Genomic DNA, 24,759 nt, shown 5'->3' on the forward strand with positions numbered 1-24,759 from the left:
TATACGAAACTGTAAATATACCGCAAATATGGTATATAAAATGCCATTCATACGGGATTTATCAGTTTGTATATATCTAATACCTTTGCCCCATCATTTTAACAGTAAACAATAATGGGTAAAAGGATTCATTTATTTTTGCTTGCTCTTGCAATAGGAGTGATACAAGGGGCAGCACAGGTGACAACAGTGCGGGGCATCGTCACCACAGAAGAAGATGGGGAGCCGGTTATCGGTGCCTCAGTTATAGTAAAAGGAACTGCATTGGGTACCGTAACTGATGTCAACGGGAGATTTGAACTGAGTGGACTCCCGCCATCAGCCACCCGGCTGCTAATCTCTTACATTAGTCTGATGGCAAAAGAGGTAGCTATTGCACCACAGGTATCGGTAACACTGAAGAGTGATACGCATCTGCTGGATGAGGTAGTAGTAACGGCTTTGGGTATTTCACGCGAGAAAAAGGCATTGGGCTATACGGCACAGGAAGTAAAACAGGATGCTTTGGTGCAAGGGAAAGATAATAATCTGTTAAATTCGTTGAGTGGTAAGATAGCCGGTGTGCGTATTACCAATACACAAGGAGATGTTGGTTCCAGTCGCATTGTTATTCGTGGTGAAACTTCTATTGCAGGTGAGAATCAACCGCTTTTTATTGTGGATGGAATCCCAGTGGATAATTCGCAGCTTAATGCACGTTCCAGCGGACGTGATTTTAAAAATGCAATAGCAGACCTGAATCCGGAAGACATAAAAACACTTACTGTATTGAAAGGTCCGAATGCCGCTGCCCTTTATGGTGCGCGTGCTGCTCACGGTGCTATTGTCATCACTACTAAGGGAGGAGACAAAAGGCAGAAAGGGATAGGGATTACATTACATTCTTCCACGCAAGTCTCTTTTGTTGCTACCTTGCCGGAGTTTCAAAATCTTTTTGGACAAGGGGCAGGGGGACGGTTCAGTTATGTAGATGGCAAGGGTGCAGGTGTGAATGATGGGGTAGACGAAAGCTGGGGGCCACGTCTTGATATTGGTTTGTTGATTCCTCAGTTCGATAGCCCATTGGACGCTGACGGTAATCGTGTGGCTACTCCTTGGGTATCCCATCCCAACAATGTACGCGATTATTTTCGCATGGGTATTTCTACAAACAACGGTATTTCTATTGCCCGTGGAGACGACAAATACCAGTTCCGTGTAGGATATAACTACGAAAAACAAGTCAGTATCGTTCCTGATGCTGGAACTAATAAGACGAATATCAGCTTAAATACGGATTACCATCTGGCAAAATGGATTGTGGTGGGAGCTACGGCCAATTACATCGTTTATACAGCTCCCAGTTTACCGGGGTCAGCTACCCCCTCGGGCAGTAACGTACGTTCTAACAGTCCTATGCTTCAGTTCTTGTGGTTCGGACGTCAAGTGGATACGAACTCATTGAAGGCGGACTATACTCGCAACTGGAATTCAAGCTATTACGACAATCCTTTTTGGAGTGCTTCTTATAATACACAGAGTCAGGAACGTCATCGTCTGATAGGTGATCTGCATGCCGAATTCCGTCTGACAGATGGGTTGAATGTGCGTTTCCGTACTAGTACCGACTGGTATAATGACCGGAGGAAATCCAAAGTAAAATGGGGGAGTGCAGGTGCCGGTTCGCCTTACGGCAGTTATGCTGAAGATGCCTATACGGTGAAAGAGAATAACACAGAAGTATTGGCGACTTATATCAAACAGTTGAATAAAAATTGGGGAATTGACGCTCTTCTGGGTTTTAATGTACGTAACAAACAATATGAGAATAATTATCAGGCTGCTCCTCGTTTGGCGGTTGCTGATCTTTATACATTGACTAACTCGCGTGATCCGCTCACTTCGTCCAATGATTTCTACCGTTTACGGCAATATGGTCTTTACGGTTCCATACAACTGGATTACCGTCGTTGGGCTTTCTTGAATATAACAGGACGGAACGATTGGTCGTCTACACTACCTGTGGACAACAATTCTTATTTCTATCCTTCGGTGACGGCTAGTGTGTTGCTTTCTGAAGCTTTCGGGTGGAGAAGTAAAGCTGTTAACTACCTAAAAATACGTGGAGGATGGTCTCAAGTGGGAGCAGATGCCAATCCTTATCAATTGGCAACGGTCTTTACTTCAGAAACAGCTTTCAATGGGAATCCACTTCAAAGTTCTTCTACCATTGGTATGAATCCGAATCTAAAACCGGAGAATACGTCATCTATAGAAGCTGGTTTCGAGGCGGCTTTTTGGGACAATCGCCTATACTTGGATTTCACTTACTATAAGACCGATAGTCGTAATCAAATATTGAAACTAGCTACTACTGCTGCCAGTGGGTACACGTCGCAGGTGCGTAATGCCGGACATATCCGTAATCGTGGCTATGAAATACAATTGGGCGCTGTTCCTATACAAACATCGAAAGGGTTTCGTTGGAATCTGGATTTGAATTATGGTGCCAACAGCAGCAAGGTTGTCAAATTGGATGATGAAGGTTTGATTACGAGTTACCAGCTCTACTCGTCTGGTATTCAGATACTGGCTTCAGTGGGCGAAGCTTATGGAACCCTGTTCGGCACTTCATACGTGCGTGATGCTAATGGAAACGTTGTGGTGGATGCTAACGGTCTGCCTAAGATTTCGACCACTAATAAAACGTTGGGGAAGTTTACGCCCGACTGGACAGGCGGTATCAGTAACACTTTCAGTTATCGTTCGTTAAGTCTTTCTTTTCTGATAGATGCAAGTGTAGGTGGTTCTATTTTTTCCAACACTAATAAAACTGGAAAATATACCGGTGTATTAGCTAACACATTATCGGGCCGGGATGCCGAGCACGGTGGCTTGTGGTATTATACTGACGCCATGGGTAACAATGTACGATTACCAGAATCTCCTTCTTATTCCGTATCCTCTGATGGACTTTACTATGCCCAGGTCAATGGGCAATCCACCCGTGTGTATCAGGATGGCATTATGGTAGAAGGAGTGACGGAAAGTGGTTCTAAGAACGAAGAGGTTGTATCTGCCGAGAAATACTACCATCGTATTTACAGTATTGCTGAAGCTAATGTATATGATGCTTCTTACGTGAAACTACGAGAAGTCGCTTTGAGTTACCGTCTACCTCGCTTGTGGACGCAGAAACTGCATTTGCAAGAAGCTTCCGTTACACTGACGGGACGTAACTTGTGGACTATTTATAAGAGCGTCCCTAATATAGATCCGGAATCGGCTTTGACTACTGGAAATGCACAAGGAGTAGAAGCCTATTCATTGCCTACAACACGTTCCTTTGGTGTGAACCTTTCCGTGAAATTCTAAATGTGAACCTTTAAATAATAGGATAAGATGAAAAGAAGAATATATTTTTTATATATAATATGGGTACAAGTGGTTGCCATTTCCCTATCATCGTGTGATGATGAATTGACTGATATCAACCGCAACCCCAATGCCACTGAAAATCCACAGCCGGCTTATTTACTTGCCGCTGCACAGTATCATGCCGCCAATCTTTATTGGGGAAGTAGTACGAACTATAATTCGACTCTGTTGTGGGTGCAACATTGGGCTAAAATACAATATACAGAGCCAGATTGCTATAATGTGGATAATGGTAGCTTTACCACTACGTGGGACACCGGCTATGCAACGCTAATAACTGACTTGAATGCTATTATCAGTTCGGAACTCGGAAATGATAATTATCGAGGGATAGCTACAGTGTGGCGTTCGTGGGTTTACCTGTTGCTGACCAATCTGTATGGAAATATACCATACAGTGAATATGCACAAAGTGTAACACCCTCTTATGATTCGCAAGAGACTGTTTTGCGCGGGCTTTTGGAGGAGTTGATTGCTGCTGACCAGTTGCTTTCTACCACAGGAGGAACGGTAGAAGGGGATTTGATTTACGGAAATGATATTACCCGCTGGAAACAATTGGCCAACTCCCTACGGCTACGTATCGCCCTTGAATTAGCTGACCGTGATGAGGATACAGCGCGTCGGGTTATTGCTTCCCTTTGGGATAATCGTAACAGTGTAATAGATAGCAATGATGCTATAGCCCGTTTTGTTTTTACTTCTTCACCACAATGGAATCCATGGGCATCTGCTTTCAATTCACGTGATGATCAGCGGGTATCAAAAACGTTGATTGATAAACTGAATGAATGGAATGATCCGAGAATTGGAATTTTAGCCCAGCTACCTCAAGACGAAAGTGTGAAAAACTATGTAGGAGCTGCCAATTCCTTATCTGCTGATGCCGCTAATAATCAGGGATTTAATAAAGTTTCCCGTCCCGGTACTTATTTTTTGAAAGATAGCTCTCCGGCTGTATTTTATACGTATGCCGAGGTCTTGTTTATCTTTGCAGAATCCGCTGCACGCGGCTGGATAACGGCTGATGCGGAAACGCTCTACCGCGAAGCTATTACTGCTTCATTGAATCAGTTTGGCATTATAGACAATCGTATAATCGATTCCTATTTACAGCAGGAGGCAATTCGGTTCGACGCCGCACATTGGTATGAATCTATCGGCTGGCAGAAGTGGATCGCTTATTATGGACAGGGACCCGATGCTTTCACTGACTGGCGCAGGCTCGGTTATCCCCAGCTTATCCCTGGTCCCGATTCCGTTTTGGGTTCCGGAGAGTTACCTCGTCGCTTTTTTTATCCCGTAACGGAACAATCACTGAATGGTAAGCAGTATCAGATTGCCATATCCCATCAGGGAGCAGATGAGATTACTACCCGTTTGTGGTTTGATGTAGCTAATAAAGAACGATGATACCTCCGTGTCTCCGGGCTGCAATATGCGTTTGAAAAATATCCGTTGAATTTAAAAATCAGAATAACAATGAACACTGACATTACATTTATCATAGCAGATAATCAGGATATAACCAGAATGGGAATGCATGGATATATTTCCGCTATATTCAGTGGATGTCGCATGATAGATGTGACAGACAAGAAAGAGCTCATGCTTGCATTGGTAGAATGTAATGACAGTGTCGTTATACTTGACTATACACTGTTTGACATCAATGGTATAGAAGAGTTTCTTATTATAGAAAAACGTTTTCCGAGAGTTCGTTGGATATTGTTTTCCAATGAATTGAGTGAAGACTTTATTCGTAGGATGAGTATAGAAAGGAATATTGGTATGATTTTGAAAGAGAACTCCGGTGAGGAAATTCATTCTGCATTGATGTGTACAGCACACGGGGAACGATTTCTTTGTCATCAGATAACCAATTTATTGATAATCGGTTCCGACAAACCGGAAATTCATTCTGTTTTGACTGTTACAGAGATTGACATTCTTAAATTGATAGCACATGGGAAATCCGTGAAAGAAATAGCATTGGAAAGAACCTCAAGCATTCATACTATTATCACCCACAAAAAGAATATTTTCCGGAAGTTGGGTGTGAATAATGTATATGAAGCAACTAAGTATACTTTACGCGCCGGGCTGATTGAAATGGTAGAATATTATATATGATATTCAGAAGAGTGTTAGGATAAGAGTTAAGAAGAATTTGTAGGCAGGAAAATTCTCTGTATCTTTGCCCGCATGGCAAAAAAAGGTGAGTTACATATAAGAAATAAGCACAATGGTCAGTATGATTTTTCATTGTTGATGGAAAATTATCCTCCATTAAAGAGATTCGTATCGCTCAATCCCCTCGGAATACAAACTATAAACTTTTTTAATCCGCAAGCGGTGAAGGCTTTGAACAAAGCATTATTGGTAACTTATTATGGCATCCGCTATTGGGACATACCGAAGCAATATTTGTGTCCGCCTATTCCCGGAAGGGCGGATTACATTCATTATATTGCCGATCTTATCCAGCCGAACGGAACAACACCGGATTTACCGGCGGGAGATGCTAATGGTCAGAAGTCAAAATGTAGATGTCTGGATATTGGGGTAGGTGCAAATTGTATTTATCCGATCATAGGCCACACTGAATATGGATGGACTTTCGTTGGTACTGATATTGATCCGGTTTCGATAGAAAATGCACGAAAGATAGTGACTTGCAACCCTGTGTTGGCTCATAAGATTGACTTGCGACTTCAGAAAGACAGTAAGAAGATTTTCGATGGAATTATTATGCCTGATGAGTATTTTGATGTGACAATATGCAATCCTCCGTTTCATAGTTCGCGTGAAGAGGCGGAAGACGGAACGTTACGCAAATTAAGCAGTCTGAAAGGTACGAAGATAAATAAAGTGCAGTTGAATTTCGGTGGGAGTGCGAATGAACTTTGGTGCGAGGGCGGAGAAGTACGTTTCTTATTGAATATGATTTCCGAGAGCCAAAAATATCAGAAGAACTGCGGATGGTTTACGAGTTTGGTTTCTAAAGAAAAAAATCTGGAAAAGTTATATGCCAAACTAAAATCGGTGAATGTGTCCGAATATAAAGTTATTCGAATGCAGCAGGGAACTAAAAGTAGCAGGATATTAGCTTGGCGATTTTCTACCAACTCATAACAATGAGTGAATATCGAACTGTTATTTGTTTAACCTATTAATTAAATAGAATATTATGGAAACCAATTACATCACTTTGACAAAGGAGAATATTGCAAACGAACATATATGCTGTGCTTTCTCAGATAAGAAATGCAAGGATAGTTATGAACTCAAAAAAGAATGGCTGAAGAAAGAGTTCGATAACGGCTATGTGTTCAGACGTATTGATGAACGGGCAAAAGTGTTTATCGAATACGGTCCTGCTGAAAAAGCATGGGTTCCGGTGAATGCTTCCAATTATCTGATGATAAACTGTTTCTGGGTGTCAGGTAAATATAAAGGTTGCGGACATGGTAAGGCATTATTGCAGTCTGCCATTGATGATGCAAAATTGCAGGGGAAAGATGGGCTTGTCACAGTGGTGGGCACTTCTAAATTTCATTTTATGAGTGACACGAAATGGCTGTTGCGACAAGGTTTCCAAACAATAGAAAAACTTCCTTACGGATTCAGTCTTTTAGGTTTGAAACTAAACCCGGCTGCTCCTGATCCTTCTTTTAATGATTGCGTGTTGGGTGGTGAGTGTCCGGATAAGGGTGGAATAGTCGTTTATTATACCCATCGTTGCCCGTTTACGGAGTTTCATGTTCGCGGTTCTTTGGTCAGTGCTGCTAAGAGCAAAGACATTCCATTGAAAATAATTGAATTGGAAAGTATGGAACAGGCGCAAAATGCACCTACTCCGGCTACCATATTTACTCTTTTTTATAATGGCAAGTTTGTAACGACTGACTTAAGTGTATGCCTTGAAGGGCGATTGAGCAAAGCATTGGGCTGTGATTCAGTAGAATAGCTGACTTGGAACCATGTTACGTCTCTAATATGTTTAGCTAATGTTTCTTATTTTTATTTTGCAAATTTAAATTGTGTCTGCACATTTTTTGGAAAATACATACCTTTGGATAATTAATGATTAAACACGATTAAGAGTTTTATGCGTTTTTGGGTATGTATTTTTGTGCTTCTATTTGTACACAATCAATTTTCAAGGGCTGATAAAATTATAAATAATGACTCTTTGTATACAGAAAAATATATCAGAGATATTTATATTTCCAACCCCAAACGTGCTTTACAGTTGTTGGATGAGGCCGAAACCAGAAAAGCCTTCCCTCTGCGTCTGATTAATGAATTGCGCAGTTTGTCATATCGTAATATGTATATGAATAAACTAGCTTTTATGTATGCAAGGAAGTCGTACTTGCTTGATTCCATCTCTCAAAGAGAACCTAAGCACATGTTGAAGATGACGGTTTATTTAGCTGAACTTTCATCCATAATGAGTAAATATAATGAGAGCATGCATTATGCTCTTAGTGGAATTATGCAGGCTCAAAAACTGAAGGACAGAGAGGCGGAAGCTAGATTGCTTTTTTGCATAGGAGAGAATAATTGGAGGCTGTCATTGAAAGATGAGGCGTATAATTATTTTGGTCGTACGATTGAATTACTGCGTGGGTCAAAGGATATGAGAGAAATGATGCTGCTTTCCTATTATTATGGAGCAGAGATGGGATTTTTAATGACAGATTCCCGTATTGATGAAGCTTTGGCTCTTGCTTATGAACGTGAAAAACTTCTTAAAAAATTAGAGAAAGTACCGGAGGTTCCCGAAGGCTACATTGATGGTCAATATAGCTATTTATATGCAAATTTGGCCTATATTTCTTATTTAGAAAAGAAATATGCGCAAGCAGAAGGATATTATCAAAAATATCTGGCAATAAAAGAATCTCATACTCCGGATGGCAAGATGTATTCGATTCCTTATTTGATTCTTTCCAAACAATATGAGACAGTAATAGACAACTGTAAGGACTTTAAAGAATTGTTGAGAACACAGCGGGATACCTTGAACGCTCAATATTTAACTATACTTAATAAGGAAGTCCAGGCATATCTGGGGCTGAATCGTTATAAAGAAGCCGCAGAAATACGTGAAACCATCATTGCAATAACGGATAGCATTAACAGTACCGACAGGAAAAATGCTGCATTAGAATTGAACGCGATGTACGGTGCTTCCGAAAAAGAAGAATACATCGCCGAGCAAGCCTCACAGCTAAAAATAAGGAATGTTTCACTCTGCTTTTTGGCGTGTATTGTAGTGCTGACCCTGTTTATACTTTGGCGTTTGTGGCGTTTCAACCATATAATCGAGTATAAAAACAGGATGCTTGCCAAACTGATAAACGAGAAATTTGCCAATAAAAAAGATGGTAATCAGTTATTGGAAGTGTACGAGGAACAGGAGGTTTCATCAGAATTGGAACCGGAATTGATTTCTCCTGAAGAACAGGATGAACTTTTGGACGAAACAGACAAAGAAAGTGGGGAAGAAGAGGAGAACAAGAAAATATTCCAGGAATTAAATCATACAGTCGTTCAAAAACAGCTATATCTTTCTCCAGAGCTCTCAAGAGAAGATTTGGCGCAGATTGTACATCTGAATAATGCACGCTTTGCCCGGATGATAAGAGAATGCACCGGAACTAATTTCAATGGGTACATCAACGGACTGCGCATTAATTATGCGATCAAGCTAATGAAAAAATATCCTAACTATACCATACGTGCCATCGCTGATGAATCCGGATTTAATAGTGCCCCGATATTATATAACCTTTTTAAGAAAAAGACGGGAATGACTCCTTATGAATTTAAAAAAGCGCAGGACACATTGAGGAATTAAATAGTTCTACTAAACAATTTTCGTTTTTCCCGGTTTATCTATTGATAACTAAATATTAATGGAAATGATACAGGTAAGGATAAAGAGGGTTTACGAAGATTTTTCAGAAACAGATGGATACCGGGTGTTGGTAGATAAATTATGGCCACGCGGAATGAAGAAAGAATGGTTGAAATACGATTATTGGGCAAAAGACATAACACCATCCCCTACATTACGTAAATGGTTTCATGAAGATATTCCCGGACATTGGGGAGATTTTGTCACGCAGTATCAAAAAGAGCTGGATGCTTCTCCATCAATGGCTGATTTTCTGACTCTTATCAAACCACATCCGGTGATAACACTACTTTATGCTTCAAAAGAACCGGTGTATAATCACGCCCGAATTCTTCGCGATTATCTGGAAATGCGTTTGAGAGAGTGAAATTAAAGTAATTTTATCTGTTTACGCTTTCTGTCGTTCACTCAATTTCCTACCTTTGTAATCTAAATCAAAATCGTGTAATCATGAAGTATAAATTATTGGTTCTTGATGTAGACGGAACACTCCTCAATGATGCGAAAGAAATTAGTAAACGTACATTGGCTGCCCTGTTGAAGGTTCAGCAAATGGGAGTACGTATCGTATTGGCATCCGGCAGACCGACTTATGGCTTAATGCCACTAGCTAAGATGCTCGAACTTGGAAACTATGGAGGTTTTATCCTTTCCTATAATGGCTGTCAGATTATCAATGCACAAAACGGAGAAATTCTGTTTGAACGTCGGATTAATCCCGAAATGTTGCCGTATCTGGAAAAGAAAGCCCGTAAAAACGGTTTTGCTTTATTCACTTATCATGATGATACGATCATAACGGATTCTCCTGAAAATGAACATATCCAAAATGAAGCCCGGTTGAATGACCTGCAAATAATCAAAGAAGAAGAATTTTCTGCTGCCGTTGATTTTGCTCCTTGTAAGTGTATGCTGGTGAGCGATGACGAAGAAGCATTGCTTGGTTTGGAAGATCACTGGAAGAGACGACTGAATGGGGCGTTGGACGTATTCCGTTCGGAGCCCTATTTTCTGGAAGTAGTTCCCTGCGCCATCGACAAAGCCAATTCTTTGGGTGCTTTGCTGGAGGTGCTAGGTATGAAGCGTGAGGAAGTGATTGCTGTGGGCGACGGTGTGTGTGACGTAACAATGATTCAATTGGCGGGGCTGGGCATAGCTATGGGACATTCACAAGACTCGGTGAAAGCCTGTGCCGATTATGTGACTGCTTCGAATGAGGAAGACGGAGTGGCCGTTGCAGTGGAGAAGGCTATCATATCCGAAGTGCGTGTAGCCGAAATTCCCCTTGACCAACTGAATGCGCAGGCACGCCACGCATTGATGGGAAACTTGGGAATTCAATATACCTATGCCGACGAAGACCGTGTGGAAGCAACAATGCCGGTAGACCATCGTACCCGTCAGCCTTTTGGCATTTTGCATGGCGGGGCTACTCTTGCATTGGCGGAAACAGTTGCCGGACTCGGTTCAATGATTCTTTGCCAGCCGGACGAGATTGTAGTAGGAATGCAGGTCAGTGGAAACCACATATCTTCTGCACATGAAGGAGATACAGTGCGTGCAGTAGGAACAGTTGTACATAAGGGACGTTCCTCCCATGTATGGAATGTAGACGTGTTTACTTCAACAAACAAACTAGTGTCTTCCATACGGGTAGTCAACAGTGTGATGAAAAAGAGATGACCGACGAAGAAATAAGTAATTTGACAACTATTGATGCATTTATTCAGCGGAAGCAGCCGTTTGCTGTTTACCGTATTCCCGGGGAGAAAGTTCCCCGTCTGTTGACACAGGCGGAAGGAGCGGTACGTCTGATATACGACCTGAAAGAACTGAATGGACAGAGAGGATTTGTCATCGCTCCGTTTCAGGTGAGTGAGACGTGTCCTGCCGTATTGATTCAACCCGATCAGTGGGGGCAACCTTTGCCGATTGACAATGATACGGCAGAAGAACGGGAAGTCGCTTTGCGGATGCAAGGACAAGAATCGTTCCTGACTTCTTCTACGGAGGAATATGCCTCCTGCTTTCATACCTTTATAAATGCTTTGCGTGATAATACTTTTGATAAATTAGTACTTTCACGTCATCTTACTATTGATAAAGTATCCGGTTTTTCTCCTTTATCTATATTTCGTGCAGCGTGCAGGCGTTATATTCATTCATATATATACTTGTGCTACACTCCGCAGACGGGTATCTGGCTGGGAAGCACTCCTGAAATCATTTTATCGGGTGAAAAAGATGAATGGAATACAGTAGCGTTGGCCGGGACACAGCCTTTGCAAGATGGTAAACTGCCCCAAATATGGGATGAAAAGAATCGGAAAGAGCAGGCTTATGTAGCTTCTTACATTCGTCGCCAACTCCTTTCGTTGGGTATTCATTCTACGGAGAACGGGCCTTATCCGGCTTATGCAGGTGCTTTGTCACATTTGAAAACAGATTTCCAGTTTTCTTTGAAAGATAACAAAGGTTTGGGAGATCTCTTGAAAGTGTTGCATCCAACGCCTGCTGTATGCGGTTTACCGAAAGAAGAAGCCTATCGGTTTATATTGCAGAACGAAGGCTACGACCGCCGCTATTATTCCGGCTTTATCGGCTGGCTGGACCCGGAAGGGCGAACTGACATCTATGTGAATCTGCGCTGTATGCATATTAAAGATGAACAACTGACTCTTTATGCCGGCGGTGGACTACTGGCTTCTTCGGAATTGAATGACGAATGGCTGGAAACGGAAAAGAAGTTGCAAACCATCAAACGGCTGATTGCAACGCCTCCTTTAAAATCATAAACTACTAATAATTATCATCATGTATACAGACAAGAAGAACATACTCCAGTTGGTTGCGTTGCTCGAGGCGCACGGGATTACTAAGGTTGTGTTGTGTCCGGGTAGTCGTAATACGCCCATCGTACATACTTTGTCTAATCATCCGAACTTCACCTGTTATGCAGTGACGGATGAACGGAGTGCCGGTTATTTTGCTATTGGTCTTGCGTTGAATGGTGGTAAGCCCGCTGCTGTGTGCTGCACTTCCGGTACTGCATTATTAAATCTTCATCCGGCTGTAGCGGAAGCATTTTATCAGAATGTTCCTTTAGTTGTCATTTCAGCAGACCGTCCCGCTGCCTGGATCGGACAGATGGATGGACAGACAGTGCCGCAACCGGGTGTGTTTCAAACGCTGGTAAAGAAGTCGGTCAATCTTCCGGAGATTCATACGGAAGAAGATGAATGGTATTGTAATCGCCTGGTGAATGAAGCCTTGCTGGAGACGAATCATCATGGAAAAGGCCCGGTGCATATCAATGTTCCTATTTCCGAACCGCTGTTTCAATTCACGGTAGATGCACTCCCGGAAGTACGTGTGATAACCCGTTATCAGGGATTGAACGTCTATGACCGTGATTATAATGATCTGGTCGACCGGATGAATAAATATCAGAAGCGCATGATTATCATCGGTCAGATGAACCTTATTTATCTGTTTGAAAAAAGATATATCAAGTTATTATATAAACATTTTGCCTGGTTGACGGAACATATCGGCAATCAGACAGTTCCCGGTATTCCGGTAAAGAATTTCGATGCGGCACTTTATGCCATGCCCGAAGAGAAGATAGACCAGATGGTTCCCGAATTGCTGATTACTTACGGAGGACATGTCGTTTCCAAACGATTGAAGAAGTTTCTCCGTCAGCATCCGCCTAAAGAGCATTGGCACGTATCGCCGGAGGGTGAGGTGGTCGATTTGTACGGCTCATTGACTACAATGATCGAGATGGACCCGTTTGAATTTCTGGAGAAGATCGCCAGCCTGCTGGATAACCGGACTCCTGACTATCCCCGTGTATGGGAGAATTATTGTAAGATTATTCCCGAACCGGATTTTGCCTATTCGGAGATGTTGGCTGTCGGTACATTATTGAAAGCTTTGCCGGAGTCCTGTGCATTGCATCTGGCAAACAGTTCGGTAGTTCGTTATGCACAACTATATTCGATTCCTCCTACAATTGAAGTTTGTTGCAATCGGGGAACAAGTGGTATTGAAGGGTCGTTGTCTACCGCTGTCGGTTATGCGGCAGCTTCCGACAAACTGAATTTCATAGCTATCGGAGATCTAAGTTTCTTCTATGATATGAATGCGTTATGGAATATCAACGTCCGTTCCAACCTGCGTATCCTTTTATTAAATAACGGAGGAGGAGAGATTTTCCATACTTTACCGGGATTGGATATGTCGGGCACCTCACATAAATTTATTGCAGCAGTTCATAAAACGTCAGCCAAAGGCTGGGCGGAGGAACGTGGTTTCCTTTATCTGCAGGTACAAAATGATGAAGAGCTAACTGAAGCAATGAAAACTTTCACCCAGCCGGAAACTATGGAACAACCTGTGCTCCTGGAAGTGTTTACCAACAAAAACAAGGATGCACGTATGTTGAAGAATTATTATCATCAATTAAAACAAAAATAAATTATGCCAACACAAAGAGAGTGGACAACCATCAGAGAATACGACGATATTCTTTTTGATTATTATAATGGAATTGCCCGTATCACAATCAACCGTGAACGTTATCGGAATGCATTTACCCCGACTACTACTGCCGAAATGAGTGATGCATTGCGCATTTGCCGTGAAGAAGCGGATATTGATGTGATTGTAATTACCGGAGCCGGTGATAAGGCATTCTGTTCGGGAGGCGACCAGAATGTGAAAGGACATGGCGGATATATCGGAAAAGACGGTGTGCCTCGTTTGAGCGTATTGGATGTGCAAAAGCAAATCCGTAGTATTCCGAAACCTGTGATTGCTGCCGTGAACGGCTTTGCCATTGGTGGCGGACACGTGCTCCATGTAGTATGTGATTTATCCATTGCTTCGGAAAATGCCATTTTCGGTCAGACAGGTCCTCGCGTGGGTAGCTTTGATGCCGGATTCGGTGCATCTTATCTGGCACGCGTGGTAGGGCAGAAGAAAGCACGTGAAATTTGGTTCCTTTGCCGGAAGTATAATGCACAGGAAGCATTGGATATGGGATTGGTGAATAAGGTAGTACCTTTGGAACAACTGGAAGATGAATACGTGCAGTGGGCGGAAGAAATGATGTTGCTTAGTCCGTTGGCTTTGCGCATGATTAAAGCGGGATTGAATGCCGAACTGGATGGTCAGGCAGGTATTCAGGAGTTGGCAGGTGACGCAACATTACTTTATTACCTGACGGATGAAGCACAGGAAGGCAAGAATGCGTTCTTGGAGAAACGTAAACCGAACTTCAAACAATATCCGAAATTCCCTTAAAAATGATAGGCTAATGAAAGACTGATTGTGCAGTAATTAGCAGATTGAAAAGATATTCATTATGGATTGTAAGATAGATATTATTCCCCGGTTGCTTCATTTCAAGCAACCCGCGGGAACTTCCCGGGGAATATATACTACCCGAAAAGTCTGGTATCTTCACTTTACTTCTCCTGACTTTCCGGGTAGAGTGGGAATTGGAGAGTGCGCGCCTTTGCCCGCTTTAAGTTGTGATGATCTCCCTGATTATGAAGATATATTAAAAAGAATTTGTCGGCAAGTAGAGAAAGAACAAGGAATGTGGGATAAGGATGTTTTATGCCAATATCCTTCCATCTTATTTGGTTTGGAAACGGCTATCTGGCATTTCTTTGCAGGGAGTTGGGCTTTGTCCGATACGGCTTTTTCACGTGGAGAGGTAGGGATTCCAATCAACGGCCTGATCTGGATGGGAGATTTTGATCACATGTTATCCCAGATCGAGAAAAAGATGGAAGCCGGATTCCGTTGTGTCAAACTAAAGATTGGTGCTATCGATTTTGAAAAAGAATTGGCGTTGTTACGTCATATTCGTACCCATTTCTCTTCTAAAGAAATAGAGTTGCGTGTAGATGCAAACGGTGCTTTCTCTCCGGGTGATGCAATGGAAAAACTGAAACGTCTGTCAGAATTTGATTTACATTCTATCGAACAGCCGATTCGTGCCGGACAATGGGAAGAAATGGCTCGGCTCACTTCTGAATCTCCGTTGCCAGTAGCATTGGATGAAGAGCTGATAGGATGCAACACGCTGGAAGAAAAAAAGAAACTGCTGGCAACCATCCGTCCGCAATATATCATCATTAAACCATCTCTCCACGGAGGAATATGTGGAGGGGATGAATGGATTATGGAAGCGGAAAAGCAACATATCGGCTGGTGGATCACTTCCGCTTTGGAGTCCAACATTGGTTTGAATGCTATCGCCCATTGGTGTGCAACATTCAATAATCCGTTACCACAAGGATTGGGAACGGGTATGCTCTTTACTGACAATATAGAAGTGCCTCTTGAAATCAGAAAAGATTGCCTGTGGTTTTGTAAATGATGGTATTTAGTGGTATTTAAAGGATATTCTGATGATATTCGATCGACAACAACAGCGCTTGCTACTGGAAGGAAAAGAATACACTTTTGAAGAAATAAGCCAACTGATAGCAGGAGGAGCAGAAGCTCATTCTCCTGCTTATTGGGATTTATATCTTTTCCTGAACGAATGGTTTAATGATTCTCCTGTTATTACAGTTCATACATCGGGCTCCACGGGTATACCTAAAGAACTGATGGTACGCAAGGATCAAATGATGCAAAGTGCACGTCTGACTTGTGAATTTCTGAATTTGAAGAAAGGTGAGTCGGCATTATTATGTATGAATCTTCGTTATATCGGTGCAATGATGGTGGTCGTACGTTCATTGGTTGCAGGCTTGAACCTGATTGTTCGTCCTGCTTCCGGTCATCCGTTGGCGGATATAAAAGAATCTTTGAGATTTGTGGCAATGGTCCCATTGCAAGTTTATAACACGATGCAGGTTCCCGAAGAAAAAGAGCGATTAAAACAAACGGATATTCTGATTATAGGAGGCGGAGCCGTTGATGAGGCTCTGGAAACGGAGATAAACCATCTTCCGACTGCCGTTTACTCCACTTATGGCATGACTGAAACTTTGTCGCATATTGCCCTTCGTCGTCTGAACGGAGCATCGGCTTCAGAACATTATTATCCATTTCCTTCAGTAAAATTGTCTTTATCCGCAGAGAATACATTAATCATTGATGCCCCTTTGGTATGTGACGAAACATTGCAGACCAATGACATTGCACGTATCTATCCCGATGGAAGTTTTATGATTCTAGGCCGGAAAGACAATGTGATTAACAGTGGCGGAATTAAGATTCAAGCAGAGGAGATGGAGAAGTTACTTCGCCCGTTTATTCCTGTGTCCTTTGTCATTACTTCAGTTCCGGATCAGCGTTTAGGGCAGGCTGTAACCTTATTGATAGTGGGACAATTGGACACAAGGGAGATAGAAAATAAGTTGCAGGCAACATTGGAACCATATTATCGTCCCAAACATATTTTTATTACAGAATTTATTCCACAGACGGAAAACGGCAAAATTGATCGTGTCGGATGTCGCGCTTTGGCAGCATCATACCTTTCCCATTCGCATCAGTTCCCATCCATAGAACTACATGATGATGCAATAATGTAGTTGAGGTTTCCGGTAAAACTAGTGAACTTGTAAAACAAGGAGGTGTCGCATTTACAACTTGAATTCAGCCTCCCATAAGCGATTTGGCAATTCTATTTCTCATATTCTCATGAATATAAGTCAACCTGTTGAAACATAATGTAATAGAATATGAGAAATACTTTTAAAAGTTGGCATTTCTCATACTCATTCTCGTTATTTCTCATAGCAGTTGTATAACAATCTACTGCTATTTTACGCCTAAATCATTAATAGCAAAGTTATTCTTCATTATAGATAAACTTGTTTGGGGTTAATAGTAAACTTGTTTTTCACCTATTATAAGCTATAATTGCAAGCTTTGATTATATAATTGCAAGTTTCATTTTTATAAATGCAACCTTTGATTATAAAAACGAAGCTTGCATTTATAGTTTATGATTAGTCGAAAGCAGCTTTATATATAAAGGATTGGAAGTTTGCTATTAGGCAATAGCAACTTTATTATTAATACTTTCCGGACGGACAAGTAATAGTTTGTATGTGTTGATTAGGAGTGGCTGTTATGCGTGATGGAATAACAAAAGTAACAATGGCAGATAGTCTTTCAGTTCATTACGTAATAGTTCCATTGTCTTTTGCTTGTAACGGTTGATAGATTTCACACTAAGATTCATCTCTTCTGCAATTTCTACATGCGTTTTGCCTTCAAAGAAGCTTTTTATAAAGACGGTTCGATAGTTTTCGGGAAGTTTGTTTAATGTCTCATACAACATTCTGTATAGCTCATCAAGAGTATATATACTATCCGGTTCTGTTTCATAGACAGGAGCTTTCTTCTGTATATTTTCCGCATAGCTCCATTCATATTCCTGATGTTTCAGGAAATTCAGGCAGCTATTTTTTACACATATTTTGATGTAAGCTAATGCAGTGTTCGATTGAAGATCAAAAGAATCAGTATCCAGTTTATCCCATAATGAGGTGAATACATCCGAAACGATGTCTTCACGTGTTTCTTTATCATCAACAAACCTTTTTGCATACAAACAAAATGGGGCATAATACTCCTCATAAAGTTGTTTGAAAGCCCGTTCTTTAGTCTGTTTAGAAAAAGATATTTTCATTATTTTGAGGTTCTGTAGTTTTTCATTTCGTTGCAAATATATAATAAGATAATTATCAAAGCCTCATTTTCGATTCTTTTTTTTGCTTTCACCCCTAATGAATAGAAAATAATCAGATAAGACTGTCCTTTTGTATATAGGTTGATTGTATTATATATAAACAGGATTAAAATATGAAAAACAAGTTTTTTTTATTGGCTATAACCTTTTGTTTGCCAATACATTCTCAAGAAGTTTCCAAGTCTTTTATTCCGATGGCTGAAATACCTGCCGGAAGTTTTTATATGGGAAGTGACGGATTAGGCGAAGATTTTGATGAGGCTCCTATCCATCAGGTAATAATCTCTCGCCCGTTTCGTATGGGAATCACTGAAATAACGAATGCGCAATATGAATCATTCCGTCCGGAACATCGGGCATTACGAGGAAAAAACGGTGTTTCGCTGGAAGATGATGAAGCAGTCGTCAATGTGAGTTATTCCGATGCTGTTGCCTTTTGTGAATGGCTTAGCCGGAAAGAAGGCAAAAACTATCGTTTGCCAACAGAAGCGGAATGGGAATATGCTTGTCGGGCAGGCACATACACACTATTTTCTACAGGAGACGGGTTACCTGCAGTTTATCATCGGAATCAAAAAGTGGTTCGTGACTTTGATCCGGTATCTTTAAAAGTAGCCCAGACTCCTCCTAATACATTCGGGCTTTATGATATGCATGGAAATGTGGAAGAATGGTGCTTGGATTGGTATGCTTCTTATTCCGCAGAAAAGCAGAAAGACCCGGCAGGACCATTGGCAGGAGAGTTTCGGGTCACTAGAGGAGGGAGTCATCACACCCCGGAGAAATACTTGCGAAGTGCCAATCGACTGGCTATGCTCCCGGAAGATAAACATTCCCAAACCGGATTTAGAATTGTGGAAGCAGATACTCGTTTGAATGTATCGGGAACATCTGCCCCTGTCCCGTTCAATCAGGAATCTGTAAAAAATACATCTATAAAATGGAAAAAAATATCTGCTATCACACCGATGTTTCTGCCTCCGATACCATTTGTGGTACGTCCGGCATGTGATTCGAATACCCCATTTTATCTGCATAATCATCAGCCTGCAGTTACGTGGTGTGATAATGGAGATTTGCTGGCAATATGGTTTTCTGCAAATGAAGAGAATGGGAGAGGGATGGTAGTACTCGGTTCCCGCTTGCGTGCCGGGCATACTGATTGGGATGTGGCTTCTTTATTCTTTAAAGTTCCGGATCGGAATATGACAGGAAGCGCTTTGCTCAATGATGGAAAAGGAAAATTGTATCATATCAATGGAGTGGAAGCATCGGGTGACTGGCAGAATCTCGCAATGGTACTACGTACCAGCACAGATAACGGTGCTTCATGGAGCACTCCTAAACTGATAGCTCCCGAACATACCAAACGTCATCAGGTAATAGCTGGTACGATTTGCACACGTGAGGGATGGCTGGTTCAAGCCTGTGATGCGGGTCCCGGCAGTCATGACGGGGCAGCTGTTCAAATCAGTAAAGATGGAGGAAAAACATGGTGCGATCCTTGGGATGGCGCTCCTTTGCCAGACTTCAAAGAAGAAGGAACGGGAAGTACAATCGCAGGTATCCATGCGGGGATTGTACAATTAGAGAACGGAAGTTTGATGGCTATGGGGCGTGGTAATAGCATACGGAATAAAGAAGGAAAACTCCGAATGCCAATGAGCATATCAGATGATATGGGAAAGACCTGGAAATATGTAGCAAGCGAACTCCCTCCTATTGACGGAGGTCAGCGTCTTGTTTTAATGAGACTGAATGAAGGCCCTTTATTATTGGTTTCTTTTACAGACCATCCGCAACGTACGCCTTTGGAAGAACGTGGTCTGGAATTTAAAGATAAAAATGGAAATGTGAAGAAAGGATATGGCATGTATGCGGCTCTTTCCTACGATGAGGGAAAAACATGGCCGGTAAGAAAACTACTGACGGACGGTGAATATCGCTTTTTAAACGGTGGAGCATGGACGGGATATTTCGAAATGGATGAAAATCATGCTGAACCACGTGGCTATCTTGCAGGAACACAAACTCCTGATAATGTGGTTCATATCCTTAGTAGCCGATTGCATTACCGCTTCAATTTGGCATGGCTCGAAAAATAAAATAAAAAAAAGTTTGTTTTTGCTGTCCTTTTCCAATTACTTCAGTTGTATTATAAGTGTAATTACAATTAAAAGATAAGATTTTGAAAGAAAATATGGAAAATATGAGTCCGGAATCATTGCTCCGTAAAGCACAAGCATTGGGAGATGATATTAAAGAAATGGAATCCATTGATGTATTGGGTGCCTATTATCAAGCACAAGCCAAACTAAAAACTAATAGAAGAAAGAACATGTATAATCAACTGATGCGTTATGCGGCATTTCTGACTATACCTTTATTTCTCTCTTCTCTGGTTTTGGGATATTTATATTTTAGTGGAACAGAAACCGACGAAAAATATGCAGAGGTGGTAACCGCTACCGGTTCTGTCATACGTTATGAACTTCCAGATCATTCTGTAGTATGGTTGAATGCGGGTAGTACATTGCGTTATCCTACCACTTTCAAGAAAGACAACCGGTTGGTAGAGTTGAAGGGTGAAGCATATTTCGAAGTGCAGGCAGACAAAGATCGTCCTTTCTATGTAAATACTCCGAATGGCTTGAGCGTATATGTTTATGGTACCAAATTTAATGTAGCTGCTTATGAGGATGATAATTATATAGAAACAGTATTGGAAAAGGGTAAGGTAAATGTGATAACCCCCGATCAGGAGACAATTGTATTGGCTCCTGGAGAACAGTTGCTTTACGACAAACAGAGTCAAAAGTCGAAAAAAAATAAAGTGGATGTCTATGGAAAGATAGCTTGGAAAGATGGAAAACTAATTTTCAGAAATGCTTCATTGGAAGAAATCCTGAAGCGTCTGGAACGACATTTCAATGTAGAAATTCAGTTTAACAATAGGTCTGGAAAAGAATATAAGTACCGGGCTACTTTCCGGACTGAAACTCTGTCGCAGATATTGGATTATCTGGCCAGGTCTGCCGATTTAAAATGGAAAATTGAAGAACCGCAACAACAGGCAGATGATACATTATCAAAGACTAAAATTAGAGTAGATTTATATTAGAGTAGTAACCCTTAAAATAAAAGCCCATGGAATAACACAAGAGAATAAAAGAAAAAAGGAAGAAAGCTGCTACCAACAGCTGTCTTCCTCCGAATTTTCCAGATTCACGGTACAAGGTCTCGCAAACACTAGCCGGAATCAAACCATAGTTCATTTAGTAATAAACTTTAGTTAGCCACAAATGTATGAAAAAAAATCATTCATTTACAGCATTATGTCCTAAATATGCTTTAAATCTAAAACTTCCTTTAGTTATGAGGATTAGTCTAGCACTACTTTTCGCAGTAGTATTACAACTTTCTGCCGAAGATGGTTATGCCCAGCGAACGCGGGTTGCCATTTCAATGAACAATGTATCTGTAGAACAGGTACTGAATAAAATAGAGGAGACGTCCGACTATGTTTTCCTTTATAATGATAAAACAATTCAGAAGAACCGTATTGTTTCTGTGAGAAACAATTCAGGTAAGATACTGGATATTCTTGATGAGGTGTTTAAAGGAACCAACATTACTTATACAGTGGTTGATAAGCAGATTATCTTGTCTACCAATAAATTGAATGTAACAGAGCAAGATCCGACTATCCAGGTAAAAGGTACAGTGAAAGATACAAAAGGAGAACCTTTGATCGGAGTGAATGTGAAAGTAAAAGGAACAACTACCGGTGCTATTACAGACTTCGACGGAAACTTTCAGATTCAAGCTAAAAAGGGAGCGGTATTGGAGATCTCTTATATTGGATATGCTTCTCAAGAGGTGAAGGTTGCAGATAATAAATCGCTTTCCATTGTGATGACGGAAGATACCAAAGTCTTGAATGAGGTTGTTGTAACGGCTTTGGGCATTAAACGAGAAACTAAGTCTTTGACATACAATGTGCAGCAGATTGGCGGGGACGAAGTGGCAAAGGCGAAAGATATGAATGTGATGAGCAGTCTTGCCGGTAAGGTGGCGGGTGTGAATATTAATGCAAGTTCATCCGGTATTGGAGGTGGTGCCCGTGTGGTAATGCGTGGTACGAAGTCTATATCCGGTAATAACAACGCTCTATATGTAGTAGATGGAGTTCCTTTGGCTAATATATCAGGTGAACAACCTGACGATCAGTATACAGGTGCCGGACAATCCGGTGACGGATTGGCTAACTTCAACGCTGATGATATAGAATCAATTTCAGTACTTAGCGGATCGGCCGCCGCTGCACTATACGGTTCGGCTGCTGCCAATGGTGTGGTACTTATCACAACGAAGAAAGGGGCTGTAGATAAAACCAGATTGACTTACAGTAATAATTCAACCTTCTATTCACCATTCCGATTGCCGGAATTCCAGAATACGTATGGTTCGGAAACTGGAGAGTGGTATAGTTGGGCATCTAAATTGTCATCTCCTACCGATTATGAAGTTAAAGATTTTTTCCAGACAGGTTACAATGTAGCAAACACTGTAAGTCTGACTACAGGGACACAAAAAAATCAAACCTATGTATCCGTAGGTGCTGTGAATGCCCGGGGTATCATTCAGAATAATGACTTGGACAGATATAATTTCTCTGTTCGTAACACGACCTCTATGCTGAATGATAAACTGACGATGGATTTAAGTTTTATGTATTCTAATGTAAAGGAACAGAATATGTTGTCGCAAGGAGAGTATGCCAATCCATTGGTTCCCGTTTATTTATTTCCGCGCGGTGATGATTTCTCGAAATATCAGTATTATGAACGATATGATGTAGACCGTAACATAAAAACACAGTTCTGGCCATTGAAAGAAAATGGATTATCCATGCAGAATCCTTACTGGATTACGAACCGGAATATGTATACCAACAAGAAAGACCGTTTTCTGGCAAGCGGTTCACTAAAATATACGATAACAGATTGGTTGAATGTTTCCGGACGCGTGAAACTGGATAAGGAAACTATCAACTCGGAAAAGAAAATGTATGCTTCCACTTTGAATGTGATTGCTGAAAACTCGGATAAAGGAGCATACGTGCAATCGAACAAGAATACCAGTCAGATATATGCGGATGCCATGTTGAATATCAATAAATATTTTTATCACGACACATGGAATTTGACAGCATCTTTAGGTGCCAGTTTATTGGATTTGGATTATAAGGAGCTTAATTTTGGAGGAGGATTACTGACCATTCCTAATCTGTTTACTTCTAACAATGCGAACGTTTCCGGTAAATTAACCTATAAAAAAACGAACTATCACGACCGTACCAATTCTTTATTCGGAACATTCTCATTAGGATATAAGGGCATGGTTTATGTAGACGGTTCGTTACGTAATGACTGGATATCTGCTTTGGCAGGAACAAACCATTCTTCCATATTATATCCTTCTATCGGTGCTTCAGCAATTCTGACTAATATGTTTACAATGAAATCTAACATTCTTTCTTATGCAAAGGTTCGCCTTTCATATAGTGAGGTGGGTAATGCACCGGAAAGATTCAGGGCTATCACTACTTACGCAGTGTTGGGAGGATTGAATACCACTTCTTATTTCCCGATAAAAGACCTTAAACCGGAGAGAACTCATTCATGGGAAGGAGGATTTAATTTAGGTCTGTTTGATAATAAACTGACACTGGACGTGACAGCTTATAAGACATATACAGAGAATCAGCTCTTCAGTCCGGAAATTTCTACAACAACCGGATATTCTAAACTATATGTAAATGCAGGTAAAGTAACGAATAAAGGTATTGAGTTAGCTCTTGGCTTTAAACAGAATATAGGGCCTGTAGATTGGAAAACCACTTTACTATGGTCGCTCAACAGAAACCGCATTGACCAATTACTCCCTGAATATACAAATGAAGAGTTGGGAGTGACAGTACATCTCGACGAAATGGATGTCTATTCGTTAGGCGGTGCCAAACAACGGCTAACAGTAGGGGGCTCTATGGGAGATGTTTATGTTAATACAATGAGAACTGATGAGCATGGACATATCTGGATGAATTCAATGACAGGTGCATTGGAAACAGATAAGAATAATTATGTCTATGCCGGTAATACCAATCCGAAATATACTCTTAGCTGGAGAAATGAATTTAATTGGAAAGGAATCAGCCTCGGATTTATGTTGAATGCCCGTGTAGGCGGTATCGGAGTTTCTGCCACTCAAGCTGTAATGGACTATTATGGAGTGTCTAAGACATCGGCAGAAGCACGGGATAATGGTGGCGTGAAAGTAAACGGCCAGATGATTGATGCCCAGACATGGTATCAGACTATCGGAGCTAATGGTACAGGTTATGTAGGTTCTATGTATGTATATAGTATGACTAATGTTCGTTTGGGAGAATTGACATTGGGATATGATATTCCGATCAATAAATGGTGTAAATGGATTTCTGGATTGAATGTATCCTTTGTAGGACGTAATTTATGGATGCTGTATTGTAAGGCTCCATTTGACCCGGAATCTACTGCAAGTACAGGTACTTATAACCAGGGTATGGACTATTTCATGCAACCGAGTTTGAGATCGATGGGATTTTCTGCAAAGATTTCTTTCTAATTGGATAACCTTT

Annotated in this window: 17 protein-coding genes; 16 read left to right on the forward strand and 1 reads right to left on the reverse strand. The window is 41.2% G+C overall.

Going from position 1 to position 24,759, the window contains the following annotated elements; genetic code table 11:
• The first annotated feature begins 114 nt into the window (after nt 1-114).
• The 13 genes from NQ505_RS13355 to NQ505_RS13415 all read left to right on the forward strand — a co-directional run bounded on the left by NQ505_RS13355 (nt 115) and on the right by NQ505_RS13415 (nt 16,911).
• A complete protein-coding gene (locus tag NQ505_RS13355; RefSeq protein WP_009000792.1) occupies nt 115-3,354 on the forward strand; it encodes a SusC/RagA family TonB-linked outer membrane protein in 3,240 nt (1,079 codons plus the stop codon).
• A 27-nt stretch (nt 3,355-3,381) separates the two neighbouring features.
• Nucleotides 3,382-4,830, forward strand: coding sequence for a SusD/RagB family nutrient-binding outer membrane lipoprotein (locus NQ505_RS13360; RefSeq protein WP_009000793.1), 1,449 nt, complete (start codon nt 3,382-3,384; stop codon nt 4,828-4,830).
• A 69-nt stretch (nt 4,831-4,899) separates the two neighbouring features.
• Entirely contained in the window at nt 4,900-5,550 is a 651-nt protein-coding gene (locus tag NQ505_RS13365; protein ID WP_004302256.1) for a response regulator transcription factor, read from the forward strand.
• Between the two features lie 72 nt (nt 5,551-5,622).
• Nucleotides 5,623-6,552, forward strand: coding sequence for a 23S rRNA (adenine(1618)-N(6))-methyltransferase RlmF (gene rlmF / locus NQ505_RS13370; RefSeq protein WP_009000794.1), 930 nt, complete (start codon nt 5,623-5,625; stop codon nt 6,550-6,552).
• A 55-nt stretch (nt 6,553-6,607) separates the two neighbouring features.
• Nucleotides 6,608-7,387, forward strand: coding sequence for an N-acetyltransferase (locus NQ505_RS13375; protein WP_009000795.1), 780 nt, complete (start codon nt 6,608-6,610; stop codon nt 7,385-7,387).
• 141 nt (nt 7,388-7,528) lie between these two features.
• Nucleotides 7,529-9,286: a helix-turn-helix domain-containing protein gene (locus NQ505_RS13380; RefSeq protein WP_004302259.1), complete on the forward strand. Its 1,758-nt coding sequence runs from the start codon at nt 7,529-7,531 to the stop codon at nt 9,284-9,286.
• 64 nt (nt 9,287-9,350) lie between these two features.
• Nucleotides 9,351-9,713: a DUF488 domain-containing protein gene (locus tag NQ505_RS13385; protein ID WP_004305785.1), complete on the forward strand. Its 363-nt coding sequence runs from the start codon at nt 9,351-9,353 to the stop codon at nt 9,711-9,713.
• A gap of 83 nt (nt 9,714-9,796) precedes the next feature.
• A complete protein-coding gene (locus tag NQ505_RS13390; RefSeq protein WP_004302261.1) occupies nt 9,797-11,029 on the forward strand; it encodes a Cof-type HAD-IIB family hydrolase in 1,233 nt (410 codons plus the stop codon).
• A complete protein-coding gene (locus NQ505_RS13395; protein ID WP_009000796.1) occupies nt 11,026-12,141 on the forward strand; it encodes an isochorismate synthase in 1,116 nt (371 codons plus the stop codon). Before NQ505_RS13390 ends, NQ505_RS13395 begins: the two co-directional genes overlap by 4 nt.
• Before the next feature lie 19 nt (nt 12,142-12,160).
• The gene (gene menD / locus NQ505_RS13400; protein ID WP_009000797.1) at nt 12,161-13,828 is read left to right on the forward strand and encodes a 2-succinyl-5-enolpyruvyl-6-hydroxy-3-cyclohexene-1-carboxylic-acid synthase; all 1,668 of its coding nucleotides are present in this window, start codon (nt 12,161-12,163) and stop codon (nt 13,826-13,828) included.
• Between the two features lie 3 nt (nt 13,829-13,831).
• Nucleotides 13,832-14,656, forward strand: a complete 825-nt coding sequence (gene menB, locus NQ505_RS13405; RefSeq protein WP_009000798.1) for a 1,4-dihydroxy-2-naphthoyl-CoA synthase — start codon at nt 13,832-13,834, stop codon at nt 14,654-14,656.
• Nucleotides 14,657-14,717: 61 nt separating this feature from the next.
• The gene (locus NQ505_RS13410) at nt 14,718-15,743 is read left to right on the forward strand and encodes an o-succinylbenzoate synthase (protein ID WP_009000799.1); all 1,026 of its coding nucleotides are present in this window, start codon (nt 14,718-14,720) and stop codon (nt 15,741-15,743) included.
• Between the two features lie 31 nt (nt 15,744-15,774).
• Nucleotides 15,775-16,911, forward strand: coding sequence for an AMP-binding protein (locus NQ505_RS13415; protein WP_009000800.1), 1,137 nt, complete (start codon nt 15,775-15,777; stop codon nt 16,909-16,911).
• Nucleotides 16,912-17,453: 542 nt separating this feature from the next.
• On the opposite strand, the gene NQ505_RS13420 is transcribed toward NQ505_RS13415, so the two are convergent.
• The gene (locus NQ505_RS13420) at nt 17,454-18,017 is read right to left on the reverse strand and encodes an RNA polymerase sigma-70 factor (RefSeq protein ID WP_009000801.1); all 564 of its coding nucleotides are present in this window, start codon (nt 18,015-18,017) and stop codon (nt 17,454-17,456) included.
• A gap of 173 nt (nt 18,018-18,190) precedes the next feature.
• Here NQ505_RS13420 and NQ505_RS13425 point away from each other — a divergent pair, with 173 nt between their 5' ends.
• The 3 genes from NQ505_RS13425 to NQ505_RS13435 all read left to right on the forward strand — a co-directional run bounded on the left by NQ505_RS13425 (nt 18,191) and on the right by NQ505_RS13435 (nt 24,746).
• Nucleotides 18,191-20,182 (forward strand): SUMF1/EgtB/PvdO family nonheme iron enzyme, encoded by a 1,992-nt coding sequence (locus tag NQ505_RS13425; RefSeq protein ID WP_259825075.1) that lies wholly within the window; start codon nt 18,191-18,193, stop codon nt 20,180-20,182.
• Between the two features lie 95 nt (nt 20,183-20,277).
• On the forward strand, nt 20,278-21,198 hold the full coding sequence (locus NQ505_RS13430) for a FecR family protein (RefSeq protein WP_032811819.1): 921 nt from the start codon (nt 20,278-20,280) through the stop codon (nt 21,196-21,198).
• Between the two features lie 254 nt (nt 21,199-21,452).
• A complete protein-coding gene (locus tag NQ505_RS13435) occupies nt 21,453-24,746 on the forward strand; it encodes a SusC/RagA family TonB-linked outer membrane protein (protein WP_009000805.1) in 3,294 nt (1,097 codons plus the stop codon).
• Nucleotides 24,747-24,759 lie beyond the last annotated feature (13 nt).

The organism is Bacteroides sp. D2, from assembly GCF_025147085.1.
Classification (GTDB): Bacteria; Bacteroidota; Bacteroidia; order Bacteroidales; family Bacteroidaceae; genus Bacteroides.